The sequence below is a fragment of the Shinella yambaruensis genome, from assembly GCF_022899355.1.
Classification (GTDB): domain Bacteria; phylum Pseudomonadota; class Alphaproteobacteria; order Rhizobiales; family Rhizobiaceae; genus Shinella; species Shinella yambaruensis.
In genome coordinates this window covers 241811-258726 of record NZ_JALJCK010000001.1, presented here as the reverse complement: position 1 = coordinate 258726, position 16916 = coordinate 241811, and the positions used below count along the sequence as shown (strand labels likewise).

The 16916-nt window shown below is 65.4% G+C and carries 15 protein-coding genes; 7 read left to right on the top strand and 8 right to left on the bottom strand.

Going from position 1 to position 16916, the window contains the following annotated elements:
• Positions 1-18 precede the first annotated feature (18 nt).
• Entirely contained in the window at positions 19-651 is a 633-nt protein-coding gene (locus MUU56_RS01270) for a glutathione S-transferase family protein (RefSeq protein WP_244765541.1), read from the top strand.
• Between the two features lie 6 nt (positions 652-657).
• On the opposite strand, the gene MUU56_RS01265 is transcribed toward MUU56_RS01270, so the two are convergent.
• Positions 658-1329 carry a DsbA family oxidoreductase gene (locus MUU56_RS01265; protein ID WP_244765540.1) on the bottom strand — a complete coding sequence of 224 codons (672 nt, stop codon included), beginning with the start codon at positions 1327-1329 and terminating at the stop codon, positions 658-660.
• 196 nt (positions 1330-1525) lie between these two features.
• Complete coding sequence (locus tag MUU56_RS01260) at positions 1526-3322, bottom strand: extracellular solute-binding protein (protein ID WP_244765990.1); 1797 nt, start codon at positions 3320-3322, stop codon at positions 1526-1528.
• 290 nt (positions 3323-3612) lie between these two features.
• Between MUU56_RS01260 and MUU56_RS01255 the strand changes: the two genes are divergently transcribed.
• On the top strand, positions 3613-4239 hold the full coding sequence (locus tag MUU56_RS01255) for an invasion associated locus B family protein (protein WP_244765539.1): 627 nt from the start codon (positions 3613-3615) through the stop codon (positions 4237-4239).
• Positions 4240-4313: 74 nt separating this feature from the next.
• On the opposite strand, the gene hspQ is transcribed toward MUU56_RS01255, so the two are convergent.
• A complete protein-coding gene (gene hspQ, locus MUU56_RS01250) occupies positions 4314-4646 on the bottom strand; it encodes a heat shock protein HspQ (protein ID WP_244765538.1) in 333 nt (110 codons plus the stop codon).
• A gap of 152 nt (positions 4647-4798) precedes the next feature.
• Here hspQ and MUU56_RS01245 point away from each other — a divergent pair, with 152 nt between their 5' ends.
• Complete coding sequence (locus MUU56_RS01245; RefSeq protein WP_244765537.1) at positions 4799-5842, top strand: hypothetical protein; 1044 nt, start codon at positions 4799-4801, stop codon at positions 5840-5842.
• 68 nt (positions 5843-5910) lie between these two features.
• Positions 5911-6942: a TAXI family TRAP transporter solute-binding subunit gene (locus MUU56_RS01240; RefSeq protein WP_244765536.1), complete on the top strand. Its 1032-nt coding sequence runs from the start codon at positions 5911-5913 to the stop codon at positions 6940-6942.
• Positions 6943-7179: 237 nt separating this feature from the next.
• Here MUU56_RS01240 and glnA read toward each other — a convergent pair whose 3' ends face one another.
• Both glnA and MUU56_RS01230 read right to left on the bottom strand, forming a co-directional pair.
• A complete protein-coding gene (glnA, locus tag MUU56_RS01235) occupies positions 7180-8589 on the bottom strand; it encodes a type I glutamate--ammonia ligase (RefSeq protein WP_064330048.1) in 1410 nt (469 codons plus the stop codon).
• Positions 8590-8649: 60 nt separating this feature from the next.
• Positions 8650-8988: a P-II family nitrogen regulator gene (locus MUU56_RS01230; protein ID WP_003515720.1), complete on the bottom strand. Its 339-nt coding sequence runs from the start codon at positions 8986-8988 to the stop codon at positions 8650-8652.
• 366 nt (positions 8989-9354) lie between these two features.
• On the opposite strand from MUU56_RS01230, the gene MUU56_RS01225 reads away from it, so the two are divergent.
• Together MUU56_RS01225 and MUU56_RS01220 are read left to right on the top strand one after the other, a co-directional pair.
• Complete coding sequence (locus tag MUU56_RS01225) at positions 9355-10839, top strand: NAD(P)H-hydrate dehydratase (protein WP_244765535.1); 1485 nt, start codon at positions 9355-9357, stop codon at positions 10837-10839.
• A gap of 75 nt (positions 10840-10914) precedes the next feature.
• Positions 10915-11646: a 3-keto-5-aminohexanoate cleavage protein gene (locus MUU56_RS01220; protein WP_244765534.1), complete on the top strand. Its 732-nt coding sequence runs from the start codon at positions 10915-10917 to the stop codon at positions 11644-11646.
• Between the two features lie 49 nt (positions 11647-11695).
• Here the strand turns inward: MUU56_RS01220 and MUU56_RS01215 are convergent, their stop codons facing one another.
• From MUU56_RS01215 to uvrA, 3 genes are read right to left on the bottom strand one after another with little or no spacing between them, the layout of a single operon-like run.
• Complete coding sequence (locus tag MUU56_RS01215; protein WP_244765533.1) at positions 11696-12499, bottom strand: DUF72 domain-containing protein; 804 nt, start codon at positions 12497-12499, stop codon at positions 11696-11698.
• 37 nt (positions 12500-12536) lie between these two features.
• Positions 12537-13160, bottom strand: a complete 624-nt coding sequence (locus MUU56_RS01210) for a glutathione S-transferase family protein (protein ID WP_244765532.1) — start codon at positions 13158-13160, stop codon at positions 12537-12539.
• A gap of 4 nt (positions 13161-13164) precedes the next feature.
• On the bottom strand, positions 13165-16083 hold the full coding sequence (gene uvrA, locus MUU56_RS01205; protein ID WP_244765531.1) for an excinuclease ABC subunit UvrA: 2919 nt from the start codon (positions 16081-16083) through the stop codon (positions 13165-13167).
• A gap of 291 nt (positions 16084-16374) precedes the next feature.
• On the opposite strand from uvrA, the gene MUU56_RS01200 reads away from it, so the two are divergent.
• Positions 16375-16878 (top strand): single-stranded DNA-binding protein, encoded by a 504-nt coding sequence (locus MUU56_RS01200; RefSeq protein WP_244765530.1) that lies wholly within the window; start codon positions 16375-16377, stop codon positions 16876-16878.
• The last annotated feature ends 38 nt before the right edge of the window (positions 16879-16916 follow it).

The following is a 16916-nucleotide window of genomic DNA, read 5'->3' as shown; positions in this document are numbered from 1 at the left end:
CCGGGATGGAGGATGAAGATGTCTGCCGCCGATGCATCCGTCACCGTCTACGGCGCCGCCTACAGCGTCTATGTCCGCATCGTGCGGATCGCCCTCCACGAGAAGGGCGTGCCCTACGATCTCGTACCGATCGACGTGTTCGCCGAGGACGGATTGCCGGCGGACTACCGGGCGCGCCATCCGTTCGGCCGCATCCCCGCCTTCGAGCATGATGGATTCGGCCTCTACGAGACGAGCGCCATTACCCGCTATGTGGACGAGGCCTTCTCCGGCCCGCCGCTCCAGCCGCGCGGCCTTCGCGAGCGGGCACGGATGAACCAGATCATCGCCATGCTGGACAACTACGCCTATCGGCCGATGGTGTGGGACGTCTATGTCCAGCGCGTGGAAACGGCGCCTGCGGACAAGGCGCGCATTGCCGCCGGGCTGGAAAAGGCCCGCACCGTCCTTGCGGCGCTGTCGGACCTGCTTTGCAAGGGGCATTGGCTGGCGGGGCCGGAACCGTCGCTTGCCGATTTTCACGCCGCGCCGATGTTCGCCCTGTTCGAGGAGGCGCCGGAAGGCGCTAGGCTGCTTGCGGATTTTCCGGAAATCCACGCCTGCTGGGAGCGGGTTAAGTCCCGCCCCTCCGTCCTCGCCGCCGGGGCGTGAGGCCGGTCAGTTCTTCCCGATGCGCTCCTGCGCCTTCAGGGCCGCGATCTCGCGGAAGGCGTTGGTCAGCACGTCCACCGACTGCGCGCCCATCACGGCATATTTGTTGTCGATGATGAAGCAGGGCACGCCCGTCACGCCCATGTCGCGGGCCATGCCGATCTCTTCCTTGACCGAATCGACATCCGCGCCGGCCGAGAACAGGGCGGTGACGACGGCCCGGTCCATGCCGCAGGCTTCGGCGATGTCGAGCAGGACGGTGCGGTCGCCGACATTGCGGCCTTCCTCGAAATAGGCCTTGAAGAGGGCGACCGCGACCCGGTTCTGAACCTCGGGGCCTTCGATCATCGCCCAGCGCAGCAGCCGGTGGGCGTCGAGCGTGTTCGGGCTGATCTTCACCGCGGGAAAGTCGAAAGCGATGCCGGCTTCCTGGCCGAGACCCGCCAGCATCTCATGCGCGCGTGTCACGGCCTCGTCGCCGCCGAGCTTTTCGGCAAGGTGCTTCTTGTGGTCGATCCCTTCGGCCGGCATGTCGGGATTGAGCTGGTAGGGGCGGAACGTCACGGCGACGGCGAGATCGTCCCTGACGGCCTCGATCGCCTTGTCGAGCCGCTTCTTGCCGAGGTAGCACCAGGGGCAGACGACGTCGGAGACGACATCGATCGTAATGGCTTCCATCCGGGTTTCCTTTCAAGCGCCGGACAATCCCGGCCGCCGCGCAAGCCGCGTTTTGCGGGCCGCGCGGCGCAGTCAACTCTCTGCCGCGTCCGCGTGCGTTCCGAAGGGCGCGACGCTCTCACCGCCGAGATAGGCCGGCTTGCCGCGGCTTTCAACAGGTTACCTTGCGGTAACCCCAATTCTGGGGATACCCCCTTTATTGTACCCGCTCGTCCCACCATGCGGGGAGCTGGAAGCCCCAGAGCGGCGTCGCTTCCGGCCGGCCGATGTGCTTGTTGCGCGCGATCCATTGCTCGCCCAGATGGTAGAGCGGGACGATGTAGTTGCCGGACAGCAGCATCCTGTCCTGGAGGCGCACGGCGGAGCGGAAATCCTCTGCCGTGCGCGCGGAGAGAATGGCGGCCATGACGCGGTCGAGGTCTGGATCGGCGACGCCCGCGAAGCTCTCGCTGCCTTCGGTGTCGCGCGCCTGCGATCCCCAGCGCCGCACCTGCTCGAGACCCGGCGACAGGGAGGAAAGGAAGGCCTTCATGATGACGTCGTAGTCGAAGATCTGGCTGCGGCTCTGATACTGCGAATCATCGACGGTCCTGAGGCTGACCTGAACGCCGAGAGCGGAAAGGAAGCGCTGGTAGGCGAGGGCGAGCTTCTCCTGGTCGGCGTTCTGCGTCATGATTTCGAAGGCGAGCTGCTTGCCGGATGCATCCACCATGCGGCCGTTCTTGATGGAATACCCCGCATTCCTGAAATGGTTCATCGCCTCGCGCAGCACCTTGCGGTCGCGGCCCGAGCCGTCGGTCACCGGCAGGCGATGGGTGCCCTCGAGGACGGCGGGGTCGATGCGGCTCACCGCGTCGCCGAGGATCTCGCGCTCACGCGCGTCGATCGGCGTGTTGAGCGATGACAGGTCGGTGTTCTGCCAGAAGCTTTCCGTGCGCGTATAGGCGTTTTCGAACAGGCTGCGGTTGACCCATTCGAAATCGAAGGCATAGAGCAGCGCCTTGCGCAGCTCCGCGTTCTGGAAGACCGGGCGGCGCGTGTTGAAGACGAAGCCGAACATGACCGGCGGCAGCTTCGACTTCACCGCATCCTTGATGACCGTGCCGGACTGGACCGCGGGAAAATCGTAGCCGCGCGCCCATTTCGTCGGATTGCCCTCCTGGTAGAGGTCGACGGCGCCCTTCTTGAAGGCCTCGAACAGCGAATTGTCCTGCAGGAAATATTCGACGGAGATCTCGTCGTAATTGTCGAAGCCGACCTTCGAGGGGATGTCCTTGCCCCAATAGTTCGGATCGCGCTCGTAGACGATGCGCTCGCCGGGCTTCACGGCCTTGACCTTGTAGGGTCCGGAGCCGAGCGGAAAGGCGAGCGACGACCGGTCGAAGGTCTCCACATCGGTGGCGTGTTTGGGCAGGATCGGCGAAAGCGCGATCAGGAGCGGCGCCTCGCGGTCGCCCTTCTCGTTGAAGGTGAAGCGGACGCTGTGCTCCCCGGTCTTCTCGAGCTTCTCCACGCCGTTCAGGCGGATGCTGAAGGGCGCACGGCCCTTGTCGCGCAGCAGCTCGAAGGTGAAGATGACGTCCTCGGGCGTCACCGGCTTGCCGTCGGCCCAGCGCGCCTTGGGGTCGAGGTGGAACTCGACGAAGCTGCGGTCGTCGTCCCATTCCACGCTTTCGGCGAGCAGGCCGTACATGGTGAAGGCCTCGTCGCGCGAGCGCAGCATCAGCGATTCGTAGACGAGATTGCCGAATTCCGGGTCCCACATGCCGCGCGCCGTGGTGCGCATGCTCTTGAGGATGAAGGGGTTGAGGCTGTCGAAGGTGCCGACGACGCCGTAGGAAATGCGCCCGCCCTTCTTCACGTCGGGATTGACGTAACTGAAATGCTTGTAGTCCGGCGGCAGGGCGGGGTCGCCGTGCATGGCGATGCCATGGAGCGGGGCGGCGTGGCCGAGGGCGGCGGGCAGGCCGAGCAGTGCGGCGGCACAGGCCATCAGGAAGGGGCGCAAGTGTGTCTCCTCATGGGGGTCCGGATGATTCTCGCCATTATACGCGCTCGAAACGAGACGGCAGCGTGGCAGGTGCGGAAATCCGATGCACGCGGGAATTTCATCAAGAAAGGCTGGATATCCGGCGCGGCCCATTGTAACAGGGTTCCCCGAAGCGGGTCATGCAATTGCCTCATTTCGCCGACAGGAGAGCGCACGGCTGACCAATCGCCCAAGTGGGACCCAGGAGGGGCGCTGTCGCTCCGGCACCGGATTTTCAGGAGACCGAACTCGTTATGATCTTCACATCGCACCTCATCAAGCGGACCGTGCTTTCCGCCTTCGCTGCTTCCGTTGCCCTGGCGGCTGCTCCGTCCGCTTCTCTGGCACAGCAGCAGGCTGCACCGCCGAAGGGCTGGTTCAAGGTCTGCACCAAGCAGGAGGACAACGATGTCTGCATCGTGCAGAACCTGCTGACGGCCAACAGCGGCCAGCTCATCACCGCGGTCGGCCTCATCACCGTTGCCGGCAAGACCAACCGCAAGATCATGCAGGTCTCCGTGCCGAGCGCCCGCCTGATCCCGCCGGGCGTCCAGATGCAGATCGACGGCGGCAAGGCGCAGAAGCTCGACTACGCCATCTGCATGCCCGACAAGTGCGTCGCCGAAGTGCCGCTGACCGACCAGATGATCTCCAGCCTCAAGAAGGGCGGCGAGCTTGTCCTGACCTCGGTCAACTTCCAGCGCGCGCCGAACCCGATCAAGATCTCGCTCGAAGGGTTCACCGGCGTGTTCGACGGCGAGCCGATCGAACAGTCGCAGCTCGAAGAGCGCCAGCGCCTGCTGCAGGAAGAAATGCAGAAGAAGGCGGAGGAAGCCCGCAAGAAGCTCGAAGAGGCCCAGAAGGCCGCCAAGAGCCAGTAAGCGTCCCGCTTCGCAGGAACATGAAAAACCCGGCCATCGGCCGGGTTTTTTGTTGGGGCGGCGGAAGGGACGGTTCAGTGGAAGATACCGCTCTCTTCCTTCCAGCGGTAATGTCCCTTTTCCACGTCCATCAGGGCGCGGACCTGGGGGTGGCGGATCGGCTTGCCGCTTTCATCCGCCACGAGGTTCTGTTCCGAGACATAGGCGACGTATTCCGTGTCGTCGTTCTCCGCGAAGAGATGATAGAACGGTTGATCCTTCGATGGCCGGATTTCGGCGGGAATGGCGTTCCACCACTCCTCCGTGTTGGCGAATTCCGGATCGACGTCGAAGATCACGCCACGGAAGGGGAAAACCCGGTGGCGGACGACATCGCCAATGGCAAATTTTGCGTTACGCATCTTCATGGCGTACCTACCTTTCCACTTATATTTGGGTAAATACGCCGAAACATCAATAGTTCGCGCGTCTCGCACGTCTTTATCCAGGGGGTGGCGCGCTTGCGCCACGGGTGGTTTCGGCGTACCTCGAAAGGGACGTCTCAGGTGGGTCGGGTGGCATGAACAATCAGTGGGGCAGGAGCGGTAGCGGATCGGCGGCGGGCAGTGGCATCGGAGGCATCCTGTTCGCCTCCGTGGTGTGCCTGGCGCTCGGCGGTGCCGCGGGCTACGGCGCCTTCCGCATGATGGACGACGCCATTCCCCAGGGCGAAGTCGAAGCGCGCGACAGGCGCATCGCCGAGCTTGCCCGCGAGCTGGACGCCCGCGCCGCGCAGGTGGAGGAAAGCACGCAGAAGGCGCAGGTGCTGACCGAGGAGAACGGCACGCTGCGGCGCCAGGTCGAGGCGCTGCGCAAGGATGCGAGCGCGTCGGATTCGGATGTGGCGGTGATTGCGGCCGAACGCACGAAACTCGCGCAGGAGGTCGTGCCGGCGCTCGAAAACAGGCTCCAGCTGCTCGGCCAGCGCGTCGCGGACGCCGAAGCGCTGAAGACGAAGGCCGAAGACGCCGTCAAGGACCGCGAGCGGCGGCTGTCGCTCCAGAGCGACAGGATCGCCAGCCTCGAGAAGGCCTGCAGCCAGCAGGCCGCGACGCGCAGCGCCGAGGCCGATGACCTGAAGACCCAGACCGCGGCCCTGCGCGAGGAACTGGAAACGGTCCGCAAGGCGGAAGAGGCGCTGCGCACGAGGAACCTGCCGGCCCTCAAGGAGGAGATCACCCGCAAGGACAAGGAGATCGCCGCCCTCGGCGAGCGCACCAAGGCGTTGACGGGGCAGGTCGAGGCGCTCGAGGCGGCAAGCTGCATGGCGCTGCCCAGGCAGCCGAACGATAACAGCCGCAAGGCGGAGCCGGAGAAGGACGCGACCGGGGAGGCTGCCCGGGACACCTCCATCCAGGCGATCAATCCGCGCGATGGAACGCTTGTGGCCGAGGCGATGCGGGAAACGCCCGGCCTCGATGCCCTCACCAGCCTGCAGCGCGAGCAGCTCGAACGCTCGCTGACGGCGGGTGAATGCGTGACGAGCGCGCTCGGCGGCGTCTTCCGGCGCATTCCGGTCCTCGCACTCAGAAATCTCATGCGCGACCTCGACAGCGACTGCTGAGCCGCGACGTTGAACGTGTCTGCAGGGCACCTATCCTGATTGAGTACAGACCCCAAGGGAGAGTGGGAATGAAGCGATCTGTTCTTTTGGCCGCGCTCGGGCTTGCGCTTTCCGCTGCGGGCGCTTCGGCTGCGGATTTCGAACGCAACATCATGACCGGCGGCCCGCAGGGCACCTATATCAAGATCGGCCGCGATATCGCAGCGCTCGGCGCCGAATGCGGCCAGACGCTCAATGTCCTCGAAAGCGCCGGATCGCTGGAGAACTTCGTCGGCGTGCGCAACCGCCGCAACACCCAGTTCGGCATCGTGCAGAGCGACGTGCTCGAATACCTGAAGACCTTCGAGAAGAACGATCCCGAGGTGCAGAAGGCGGTCAAGGGCGTGCGCATCATGTTCCCGCTCTACAACGAGGAGATCCACGTCCTCGCCCGCAACGACATTGCGGGCCTAAAAGACCTCGCGGGCAAGAAGGTCGCGGTCGGCAAGAAGGATTCGGGCACCTTCCTCACAGCAACGCTCATCATGGACATCCTGCAGGTCAAGGCCGGCGAGCGCATGGACATCAACCCGGACGAGGCGCTGCCGAAACTCCTCTCCGGCGAGATCGACGCCTTCTTCTACGTCGCCGGCGCGCCCGCCTCGCTCTTCACCGGCAACACCATCGACAAGGCGAAGTTCCACCTCGTGCCGATCACCGAGGCGCCGCTGCTCGCCACCTACACGCCCTCGCGCATCGAGGCCGGCACCTATTCCTTCCAGGACAAGCCGGTCGACCTCATCGCCGTCAAGGCCGTGATGATGACCTACGACTACGACACCAAGCGCAACGCCTATCACCGGGACAGCTGCAAGACCGTGGCGGACTTCTCCAACCTCATCGTCACCGGGCTCGACAAGCTGAAAACGACGGGCCATCCGAAATGGAAGACGGTGGACCTGACCGCCCTGCCGCCCGGATGGCAGGTCGGCGTCTGCGTCAAGGCCGGCATGGCGCTCGACTACAAGCCCGCCTGCAAGCCAGCCGCCGCCGCCACGAGTGCCACCGACGACAGCAACGAGGAATATCTCAACCTGCTCAAGCAGCGGCTCCAGCCGTAGCGCGCGCTTTTCTCAAGACGGGCATCGCGCGCGATTGAATCCTCGGGTCGAGCCCGAGGATGGCGGCGGGGAGGAGAGGCTGGCGGCCTATCGAACGGTGCGGCATGCGGTTCGCTTGCCTGTTTTCGCCCGCCATCCCTTCCTTCGTCATCCTCGGGCTCGACCCGAGGATCCAAACGCTCCCCGACAAAAAAAACCCGGCCTGAGGCCGGGTTCTTCGTTTGAAAACGCCGCTTATCAGGCGGAGTAGTACATGTCGAACTCGACCGGGTGCGGGGTCATTTCGTAGCGCATGACCTCCACCATCTTCAGCTCGATGTAGGAATCGATCTGGTCGTCGTCGAACACGCCGCCGGCCGTCAGGAACTTGCGGTCCTTGTCGAGGCTTTCCAGCGCTTCGCGCAGCGAGCCGCAGACAGTCGGGATCTTCTTCAGCTCCTTCGGCGGCAGGTCGTAGAGGTCCTTGTCCATGGCCTTGCCGGGATGGATCTTGTTCTTGATGCCGTCGAGGCCGGCCATCAGCATGGCGGCGAAGCCGAGATAGGGGTTGCCGAGCGGATCGGGGAAGCGGATCTCGACGCGCTTGGACTTCGGGCCCGTGCCGAACGGAATGCGGCACGAGGCCGAGCGGTTGCGGGCCGAATAGGCGAGCAGCACCGGCGCCTCGTAACCCGGGACGAGACGCTTGTAGGAGTTCGTCGTCGGATTGGTGAAAGCGTTGATCGCCTTGGCGTGCTTGATGATGCCGCCGATGAAGTAGAGGCAGGTTTCCGAAAGGCCGGCATATTCGTCGCCGGCGAACTGCGGCTTGGAGTCCTTCCAGATCGACAGGTGCACGTGCATGCCCGAGCCGTTGTCGCCGAAGACCGGCTTCGGCATGAAGGTCGCCGTCTTGCCATAGGCATTGGCGACCTGGTGCACGACGTACTTGTAGATCTGCACCTTGTCGGCGCTGCGCACCAGCGTGTCGAACTTGACGCCGAGCTCGTGCTGGGCGGCCGCCACTTCATGGTGCTGCTTCTCGACGGTGACGCCCATCTCGGTGAGGACGGTCAGCATCTCCGAGCGCATGTCCTGGCAGCTGTCGACCGGAGGAACCGGGAAGTAGCCGCCCTTGACGCGCGGGCGATGGCCGAGGTTGCCGGTCTCGTAGTCGGTGTCGTCGTTGGACGGCAGTTCCGAGCTGTCCAGCTTGAAGCCGGTATTGTACGGGTCGGCCTTGTACTTGACGTCGTCGAAGACGAAGAATTCCGGTTCCGGGCCGGCATAGATGGTGTCGCCGATGCCCGAGGCCTTCAGGTAGGCTTCGGCCTTCTTGGCCGTGCCGCGCGGGTCGCGGTTGTAGCTCTCGCCCGAGACCGGGTCGAGGATGTCGCACATGACGACCATGGTGGACTGCGCGAAGAACGGGTCCATGTGCACGGTCGCCGGATCGGGCATCAGCACCATGTCGGACTCGTTGATCGCCTTCCAGCCGCCGATCGAGGAGCCGTCGAACATGACGCCATCGGCGAACATGTCTTCGTCGACGACGCCGACGTCCATTGTCACATGGTGCATCTTGCCGCGCGGGTCGGTGAAGCGCAGGTCGACGAACTTGACGTCGTTTTCCTTGATTTGCTTGAGGATTTCATTGGCAGTCGTCATTTTATGGAGTCCCTGTGTGAGATGACGAGGTGGAAGCCTCGGCCGGACGGCCGGGCGGGATCAGATGGCGTCGACGCCGGTTTCGCCGGTGCGGATGCGGATGACTTCTTCGACGTTGGAGACAAAGATCTTGCCATCGCCGATGCGGCCGGTCTGGGCCGCGTTGCGGATGGCCTCGATGACGGCCTCCGCGTTTTCGTCCGCCAGGACGACCTCGACCTTCACCTTGGGCAGAAAGTCGACGACGTATTCGGCGCCACGGTAAAGCTCCGTGTGGCCCTTCTGGCGTCCAAAGCCCTTCGCCTCGGTGACGGTGATACCCTGCAGGCCAACTTCCTGAAGGGCTTCCTTCACCTCATCGAGCTTGAAGGGCTTGATGATCGCTTCGATCTTTTTCATGAGAAAATGTCTCTCCGCTTCTCCCGTTTGCGCGCGGTTTGCGCGCGCCGCACACTCAAATGCACGTATCATGCCAACTTGAAGCAGGATGCATGCCAGAGCGGATGAAATCCGTTTCCCTGCCGATCCTGCCCGTCCTCACGCGGTGGATGATGCGGCTTTCCAGCCAAAAGGGCCAGCGGAATTTGCCTAAAAAATGTCACTTTCCACGCCCGGCGGCGCCCGCGAACCGCAAGTCCGGCGCGCCTGCCGCATAAAGCTGCAAATTTGAGCATATCGAATATGCAGATGCACAAATAACAGGCTTGTCGACAGGATCGATTCCCGGACTTGTCTCCGTCATGGCTTTGCGCGCATGCTGTCGTCATGCACAAGGACATAGACACACTCATCGTCACGCCGGAGGATATGGGCCGCATCGACCGCGCCGCAGCCCTTGACCTTTCGAGCTACGGCCTGATGGAGCGGGCGGGGCAGGCGGTCGCCGCGGCGGCCCTGCGCCGCTTTCCCGGCGCCCTGCGCTTTGCCGTGCTTTGCGGTCCCGGCAACAATGGCGGCGACGGCTATGTCGCTGCCCGCGCCTTGCAGGAGGCGGGGGCCTCGGTCACCGTCCATGCCCTTGGCGCGACGGCGGCGCTGAAGGGCGACGCCGCGACCGCCTTCGCCCGTTTTCCCGGCGCCGTCGCGCCGCTTACGGCCTATGCGCCCCAAGCGGGCGACGTGGTCGTCGACGCGCTGTTCGGCGCGGGGCTGTCGCGCGACGTGCCGCAGGCGGTCGCTGAGATCATCGAGGCCGTGTGCCGCAAGGCGGTCCTGCCCGTGCTGGCGGTGGACCTGCCGTCCGGCGTCGACGGCCGGACCGGGCAGGTGCGCGGCGCCGCCTTCGCGGCCACCGCGACCGTCACCTTCATGTGCCGCAAGCCCGGCCACCTGCTGCTGCCCGGGCGTTCCCTGTCGGGCGACCTGGACGTCTTCGATATCGGCATCCCCGCCCGCCTGTTCGCCGGGCATGCGGACCATATGCGCGTGAACACGCCGGCGATCTGGCGCCTCGATCTGCCGGTGCAGGGCCGCGCGACCCACAAATACGGGCGCGGCCATCTTGCCGTCTTCTCCGGCCCGGCGGCGGCCACGGGCGCCGCGCGCCTCTCCGCCGAGGCGGGCCTTCGCGCCGGCGCCGGCCTCGTCACGCTGCTTTCGCCGCGGGAGGCGCTTTGCGTCAACGCCGCGCACCTGACCGCGGCGATGCTGAAGCCCGTCGACGGCGACGACGACCTTGCCGGCCTGCTCGGTGATGCGCGGCTGCAGACCTTCGTGCTCGGCCCCGGCTTCGGCGACGGGGAGCGGGCGAGGGGCCATGTCCGCCTGCTTGCCGAAGGCGGCCGCCGCCTCGTGCTCGATGCAGACGGCATCAGCGCCTTCCGCGACCATCCGGCCGCACTCTTCTCGCTTTTTTCCGGCGGAAACCCGCGGCTGGTGCTGACCCCGCATGACGGCGAGTTCGCCCGCCTCTTCCCCGATCTTGCAGGGGACGGAACCCTGTCGAAAATCGACCACGCCCGCCAGGCGGCCGCGCGCAGCAACGCCATCCTGATCCTCAAGGGCGCCGACACCGTGATCGCCGCGCCGGACGGCCGGGTCCTCGTCAACGAGAACGCGCCGCCCTGGCTTGCCACCGCCGGTTCCGGCGACGTGCTCGCCGGCATCGTCGGCGCCCATCTCGCCCAGGGCATGCCCGCCTTCGAGGCTGCTGCCAGCGCCGTCTGGCGTCATGGCGAGGCGGGCCGCATCGCGGGCGAGGGGCTGACGGCGGAGGACCTGCCGGGCGCCATTCCGCCCTGGCCGGAATAGGGCAGGGCAGGCGCCGCGCAAACGCTTTTCCTGCCACGCCCTGCATCAAGCGAAACCGAACCCGGGAGGACCGGCATGATCGTTCAAGCCTGCATCAACGGCGCGCGCCCCGCCGGTTACCATCCGCGCCTGCCCCTGACGGCGGAGGCGATGGCGATCGACGCCACGGCCTGCATTTCCGCCGGCGCGGCGGAGCTCCATATCCATCCGCGCGGGCCGGACGGGCGCGAGAGCCTGTCCGCCGTCGACGAGACGGTACGCGCCGTACGTGAGGCATGCCCCGGCACGCTCATCGGCGTATCGACGGGCGCGTGGATCGAAGGCGACGCGGCAAGGACGCGCGACAGCATCGCGGCATGGCGGGAGCGGCCGGACTACGCCTCCGTCAACCTTTCCGAACCCGATGCGCCCGCCGTCATCGCGCTGCTGCACCACATGGGCATTGGGGTCGAGGCGGGTCTGGCAAGCGTGACGGACGCCGAACGGTTCGTCGCCCTGCTGCCGGATGGCCGGCGCGCGCTGCGCGTCCTCATCGAGATCGACGAGGAACAGGATTTCGGAAAGGCGGACGCGATCGTGGACGGGATCGCGCAGGTTCTCGCCCAGGCGAATGTCCGCCGGCCGATCCTCCTGCACGGCGCCGATGCGACCGTCTGGCACTTTGTCCGGCGTGCATACCGGCAGCGCTGGTCGACCCGTGTCGGGCTGGAGGACGGCTGCCTGCGTCTCGATGGCAGGAGAGCGGCCGGAAATGCCGAGATTGTGTCGGATGCCGTGCGGTTCTTCCGCTCCGCGGCTCCTGGCTGAGGCTCGATGCCGTGAAATTCGGCCGAAGGCTGCCGCACGGCCGGGGGCGTCAGCTCGTGCGCCGCTGCAGCTCGCGCGCGCCGTTCGGCGCGTTCACCTTGCCGGAGGTGATGAAGAACGCGAAGACGTCGCGGGGCTTCTTCGCCGGCTGGGTCTTTGGATCGATCTTCGGCAAATCGGCAGGCTCGCCGCCGCCGGACCAGGCCTTGAGCCGCTCCGCCCACTCATCGAGCGCTTCCGGCGGATAGCAGGTCTTGATGTCGTCGGAGCCCTTCTGCAGGCGGGCATAGACGAAATCCGCCGTCACGTCGGCGATCTCGGGATAGTCGGCATGCTGGGCGTAGACGATCGCCGCCCTGTACTTGCGGGCGAGCGCCGCGAATTCCGGCACGAGGAACGTATCGTTGCGCACTTCCAGCGCATGTTTCAGCGCGAGGCCGTCGAGCTTTTCCGGCAAAAGCTTCAGGAAACCCTCGAAATCGTCCGGCTCGAACTTCTTCGTCGGCGGAAACTGCCAGAGGATCGGGCCGAGATGGTCGCCGAGCTCGGTCAGCCCCTGCGTCAGGAACTTTTCCACGGATTCGCCGCCATCGGCCAGGACCTTGCGGTTCGTCGTGAAGCGGCTCGCCTTCAGCGAGAAGATGAAGCCGTCCGGCACGTCGGAGGCCCATTTGGCGAAGGTTTCCGGCTTCTGCGAGCCGTAATAGGTGCCGTTGACCTCGATCGCCGTCAGTTCACGGCTGGCGAATTCGAGCTGGCGCTTCTTCGCCAGCTTTTCCGGATAGAAGGTGCCTTCCCAGGGATCGAAGGTCCAGCCGCCGATGCCGGTTCTGATGGTGCCGGATGTGCTCATGTCAGTTCTCCTCGACAGACAGGTGGCGGCACGCCTCTCAGGCGGGCGCGATGAAGGGCTGGGAAATGTCCTGGAACACCGGCAGTGCCTCCATGCCGGCGCAATGGGCTGCAAGCGCGGGGTAGGCGGCAGGGTCGATGAGGCCGGGATGGGCCTCGCCGACATGCCGCCAGGCGCAGGCGACCGCGATATCCGCATGGGTGATGCGGCCGAACCAATATGGTCCGGGCCGCGCAGCCCGCTCCGCCTCCAGCGCGGCAAGGACGGTTGAAATCTGCAAGCGGCAGCGCTCGGCGAAAAAGGCCGAAGGCGTCTCGTGCAGGTGCAGCTCGTAGAACAGGCTGACGCCCTTGTCCGCAAGGCCGGTCGCGAAGGCCATCACCTTCAGCACCTGCCGCCGCGCGGGCTCGACCTGCGGCAAGAGCCGCTGTTCCGGCGGCACGAGGCCGTCGAGATGATCGAGGATCGAGGGGCTGTCGGCCACGACGTCGCCATCGTCCAGCACCAGCGTCGGCACCCGCATCAGCGGGTTGACCGCCTGCACCTTGTCGCCTTCGCCGAACACCGACCAGGGCCGATGCTCGAAGGGGAGGCCGTAGAGCCGCAGCGCAATGCCCACCCGGCGCACAAAGGACGAATCGTACTGGCCGATCAGGATCATGGGGTTACTCCGCCGCGACCTTCTTCATCGGCCGGCGTTCCAGCAATTCCCGGAGGAAATGGCCGGTATAGGAGCGCTCCACCTTCACCACGTCCTCCGGCGTGCCCTCGGCGATCACCTCGCCGCCGCCATCGCCGCCTTCCGGGCCGAAGTCGATGATCCAGTCGGCGGTCTTGATGACCTCCAGATTGTGCTCGATGACGACGACCGAATTGCCCTGGTTGACCAGTTCGTGCAGCACTTCGAGCAGTTTCGCCACGTCATGGAAGTGCAGGCCCGTCGTCGGCTCGTCGAGGATGTAGAGCGTGCGGCCGGTCGAGCGCTTCGACAGTTCCTTGGCGAGCTTGACGCGCTGCGCCTCGCCGCCCGACAACGTGTTCGCCTGCTGGCCGACCTTGATATAGCCGAGGCCGACCTGGTTCAGCGTCGTCAGCTTGTCGCGCACGGCCGGCACGGCGGCGAAGAACTCGACGCCTTCCTCCACCGTCATGTCGAGCACGTCGGCGATCGACTTACCCTTGAAGGTGACGTCGAGCGTCTCGCGGTTGTAGCGCTTGCCGTGGCAGACGTCGCAGGTGACGTAGACGTCGGGCAGGAAGTGCATCTCGATCTTGATGACGCCGTCGCCCTGGCAGGCCTCGCAGCGCCCGCCCTTGACGTTGAAGGAGAAGCGGCCGGGCTGGTAGCCGCGGGCTTTCGCCTCCGGCAGGCCGGCGAACCAGTCGCGGATGGGGGTAAAGGCGCCGGTATAGGTCGCCGGGTTGGAGCGCGGCGTGCGGCCGATCGGCGACTGGTCGATGTCGATGACCTTGTCGATATACTCGAAACCGTCGATGCGCTCGTGCTCGGCCGGGATTTCGCGCGCGCCCATGATGCGGCGGGCGGCCGACTTGTAGAGCGTCTCGATGAGGAAGGTCGACTTGCCGCCGCCGGAAACGCCGGTGACCGCCGTGAAGACGCCGAGCGGGATCGACGCCGTGACATTCTTCAGATTGTTCGCTTTCGCGCCGACGACCTTGATTTCCTTCTTTTTCTTCGGCTTGCGGCGTTCGCCGGGAATGGCCACCGAAAGCTCGCCGGAAAGATACTTGCCCGTCAGCGACGCCGGGTTGGCGATCACCTCGCCGGGCGTGCCCTGCGCGATCACCTCGCCGCCATGGATGCCGGCGGCGGGGCCGATATCGACCACGTAGTCCGCCGTCAGGATCGCGTCCTCGTCATGCTCGACGACGATGACGGTGTTGCCGATGTCGCGCAGGTGCCGGAGCGTGTCGAGCAGGCGCGCATTGTCGCGCTGGTGGAGACCGATGGAGGGCTCGTCGAGCACGTAGAGCACGCCCGTCAGGCCCGAGCCGATCTGCGAGGCGAGGCGGATGCGCTGGCTCTCGCCGCCCGACAGCGTGCCGGAATTGCGCGAGAGCGAAAGATATTCGAGGCCGACATCGTTGAGGAAGCGCAGGCGCTCGCGGATCTCCTTGAGGATGCGGACGGCGATCTCGTTCTGCTTGGCGTTGAGGCGCTCCGGCAGGGTCTCGAACCAGTCGCGCGCGACGCGGATCGACATGGCCGTCGCCTCGCCGATATGCAGCTTGTCGATCTTCACCGCCAGCGCCTCCGGCTTCAGGCGGAAGCCGTTGCAGGCCGGGCAGGGGGCGGCCGACATGTAGCGCTCGATCTCCTCGCGCGACCAGGCGGAATCGGTTTCCTTCCAGCGCCGTTCGAGGTTCGACACGATGCCCTCGAAGGTCTTCACCGTCTTGTAGGAGCGCGCGCCGTCCTTGTAGTTGAACTCGATCTTTTCCTTGGTGCCGTGCAGGATGGCATTCTGCGCGTCCTCCGAAAGCTCCGACCAGCGGTTGGAGAGCTTGAAGCCATAGGCGGCGCCGAGCGCTTCCAGCGTCTGGTTGTAATAGGGCGAGGAGGATTTGGCCCAGGGCGCGATGGCGCCGTCGCGCAGCGTGCGCTCCGCCTCGGGCACGATGAGGTCCGGGTCGATCTTCTGCTGGCTGCCGAGGCCGTCGCAGGTCGGGCAGGCGCCGAACGGGTTGTTGAACGAGAAAAGGCGCGGCTCGATTTCGGGGATCGTGAAGCCGGAGACCGGGCAGGCGAACTTTTCCGAGAACAGCACGCGTTCGTGCGTCTCGTTCAGCGACTTGTTGGCCGAGCCGCCGGCCGCCGTCTCCTCGACGGGCAGCGGCTTGTCGGCGAATTCGGCGATCGCCAGCCCGTCGGCGAGCTTCAGGCAGGTCTCGAGGCTGTCCGCAAGGCGCGAGGCGAGGTCCGGGCGCACGACGACGCGGTCGACCACCACGTCGATGTCGTGCTTGTACTTCTTGTCGAGCGCCGGCACGTCGGCGATCTCGTAGAACTGGCCGTCGACCTTGACGCGCTGGAACCCCTTCTTCATCAGCTCGGCGAGTTCCTTCTTGTACTCGCCCTTGCGGCCGCGCACGACGGGCGCGAGGATGTAGAGGCGCGTTCCCTCGCCGAAGTCGATGACGCGGTCGACCATCTGGCTGACCGTCTGGCTCTCGATCGGCAGGCCCGTCGCCGGCGAATAGGGCACGCCGACGCGCGCGAAGAGCAGGCGCATGTAGTCGTAGATCTCGGTCACCGTGCCGACGGTCGAGCGCGGATTCTTCGACGTCGTCTTCTGCTCGATGGAGATGGCCGGCGACAGGCCGTCGATCTGGTCGACGTCCGGCTTCTGCATCATCTCCAGGAACTGGCGGGCATAGGCCGAAAGGCTCTCGACATAGCGCCGCTGGCCCTCAGCATAGATCGTGTCGAAGGCGAGCGACGACTTGCCGGAGCCCGAAAGCCCGGTCATGACGATCAGCTTGTTGCGGGGCAGGTCGAGGTCGATGCCCTTGAGATTGTGTTCGCGCGCGCCGCGGATGGAAATGGTCTTGAGTTCGCTCATGGTGTCCAGCGTCAGGAGTCGTTGCGCATCAGTTTCGGATCTGGCCCCTATGTAGGGATGAGACGGGGCGTGTCCATGCGCGGTCAGAGAATTCCGTGCCCGTTTCCGATTCGGTTGACAAGAGTGTAGGCATTTATTAGAACAAAAAAAGAACAAAAATCTGCAATTGATCTGTGGATTACCACTCTTGCGGGGCGGCGCCGGCGATCGCCAGCCGATAAGATGCCGCATTCGTGTAGTGAAAATGATGCCGGGCAGTCTTCGCCCGGCGCGACAACGGGAAATACGGGTATGGCTGGAAGCGTCAACAAGGTGATCTTGATCGGCAATGTCGGGGCGGACCCGGAAATCCGGCGTACGCAGGACGGTCGGCCGATCGCCAACCTGCGCATCGCCACCTCCGAGACCTGGCGTGACCGCAACAGCGGCGAACGCCGCGAGAAGACCGAATGGCACAATGTCGTGGTCTTCAACGAAGGCCTGTGCAAGGTCGTCGAGCAATACGTCAAGAAAGGCGCGAAACTCTACATCGAGGGCGCGCTGCAGACCCGCAAGTGGCAGGACCAGACCGGCAACGACCGCTACACGACGGAAGTCGTGCTGCAGGGCTTCAACTCGACGCTGACCATGCTCGATGGCCGTGGCGAAGGCGGCGGCGAGCGCCGCGGCGGCGGCGATTTCGGCGCGGCGCCGAACTATGACGATTACGGCTCGCGCCCGGCTTCGGGCGGCGGCGGCAGCAGCCGTTCGAGCGGCTCGCTCTCGCGCGACATGGACGACGACATCCCGTTCTGAGACGGCGGGACGAGGCCGGCTGCCGCGCCGGCCTTCGC

Bases quoted from the DNA above. Each gene is read 5' to 3' on its own strand.
- MUU56_RS01215 (WP_244765533.1), bottom strand. From the start codon at position 12,499: ATGAGCACATCCGGCACCATCAGAACCGGCATCGGCGGCTGGACCTTC.
- MUU56_RS01230 (WP_003515720.1), bottom strand. From the start codon at position 8,988: ATGAAAAAGATCGAAGCGATCATCAAGCCCTTCAAGCTCGATGAGGTG.
- MUU56_RS01210 (WP_244765532.1), bottom strand. From the start codon at position 13,160: ATGATCCTGATCGGCCAGTACGATTCGTCCTTTGTGCGCCGGGTGGGC.
- MUU56_RS01240 (WP_244765536.1), top strand. From the start codon at position 5,911: ATGAAGCGATCTGTTCTTTTGGCCGCGCTCGGGCTTGCGCTTTCCGCT.
- glnA (WP_064330048.1), bottom strand. From the start codon at position 8,589: ATGACGACTGCCAATGAAATCCTCAAGCAAATCAAGGAAAACGACGTC.
- MUU56_RS01200 (WP_244765530.1), top strand. From the start codon at position 16,375: ATGGCTGGAAGCGTCAACAAGGTGATCTTGATCGGCAATGTCGGGGCG.
- MUU56_RS01225 (WP_244765535.1), top strand. From the start codon at position 9,355: ATGCACAAGGACATAGACACACTCATCGTCACGCCGGAGGATATGGGC.
- MUU56_RS01265 (WP_244765540.1), bottom strand. From the start codon at position 1,329: ATGGAAGCCATTACGATCGATGTCGTCTCCGACGTCGTCTGCCCCTGG.
- MUU56_RS01255 (WP_244765539.1), top strand. From the start codon at position 3,613: ATGATCTTCACATCGCACCTCATCAAGCGGACCGTGCTTTCCGCCTTC.
- MUU56_RS01260 (WP_244765990.1), bottom strand. From the start codon at position 3,322: ATGGCCTGTGCCGCCGCACTGCTCGGCCTGCCCGCCGCCCTCGGCCAC.
- MUU56_RS01220 (WP_244765534.1), top strand. From the start codon at position 10,915: ATGATCGTTCAAGCCTGCATCAACGGCGCGCGCCCCGCCGGTTACCAT.
- uvrA (WP_244765531.1), bottom strand. From the start codon at position 16,083: ATGAGCGAACTCAAGACCATTTCCATCCGCGGCGCGCGCGAACACAAT.
- hspQ (WP_244765538.1), bottom strand. From the start codon at position 4,646: ATGAAGATGCGTAACGCAAAATTTGCCATTGGCGATGTCGTCCGCCAC.
- MUU56_RS01270 (WP_244765541.1), top strand. From the start codon at position 19: ATGTCTGCCGCCGATGCATCCGTCACCGTCTACGGCGCCGCCTACAGC.
- MUU56_RS01245 (WP_244765537.1), top strand. From the start codon at position 4,799: ATGAACAATCAGTGGGGCAGGAGCGGTAGCGGATCGGCGGCGGGCAGT.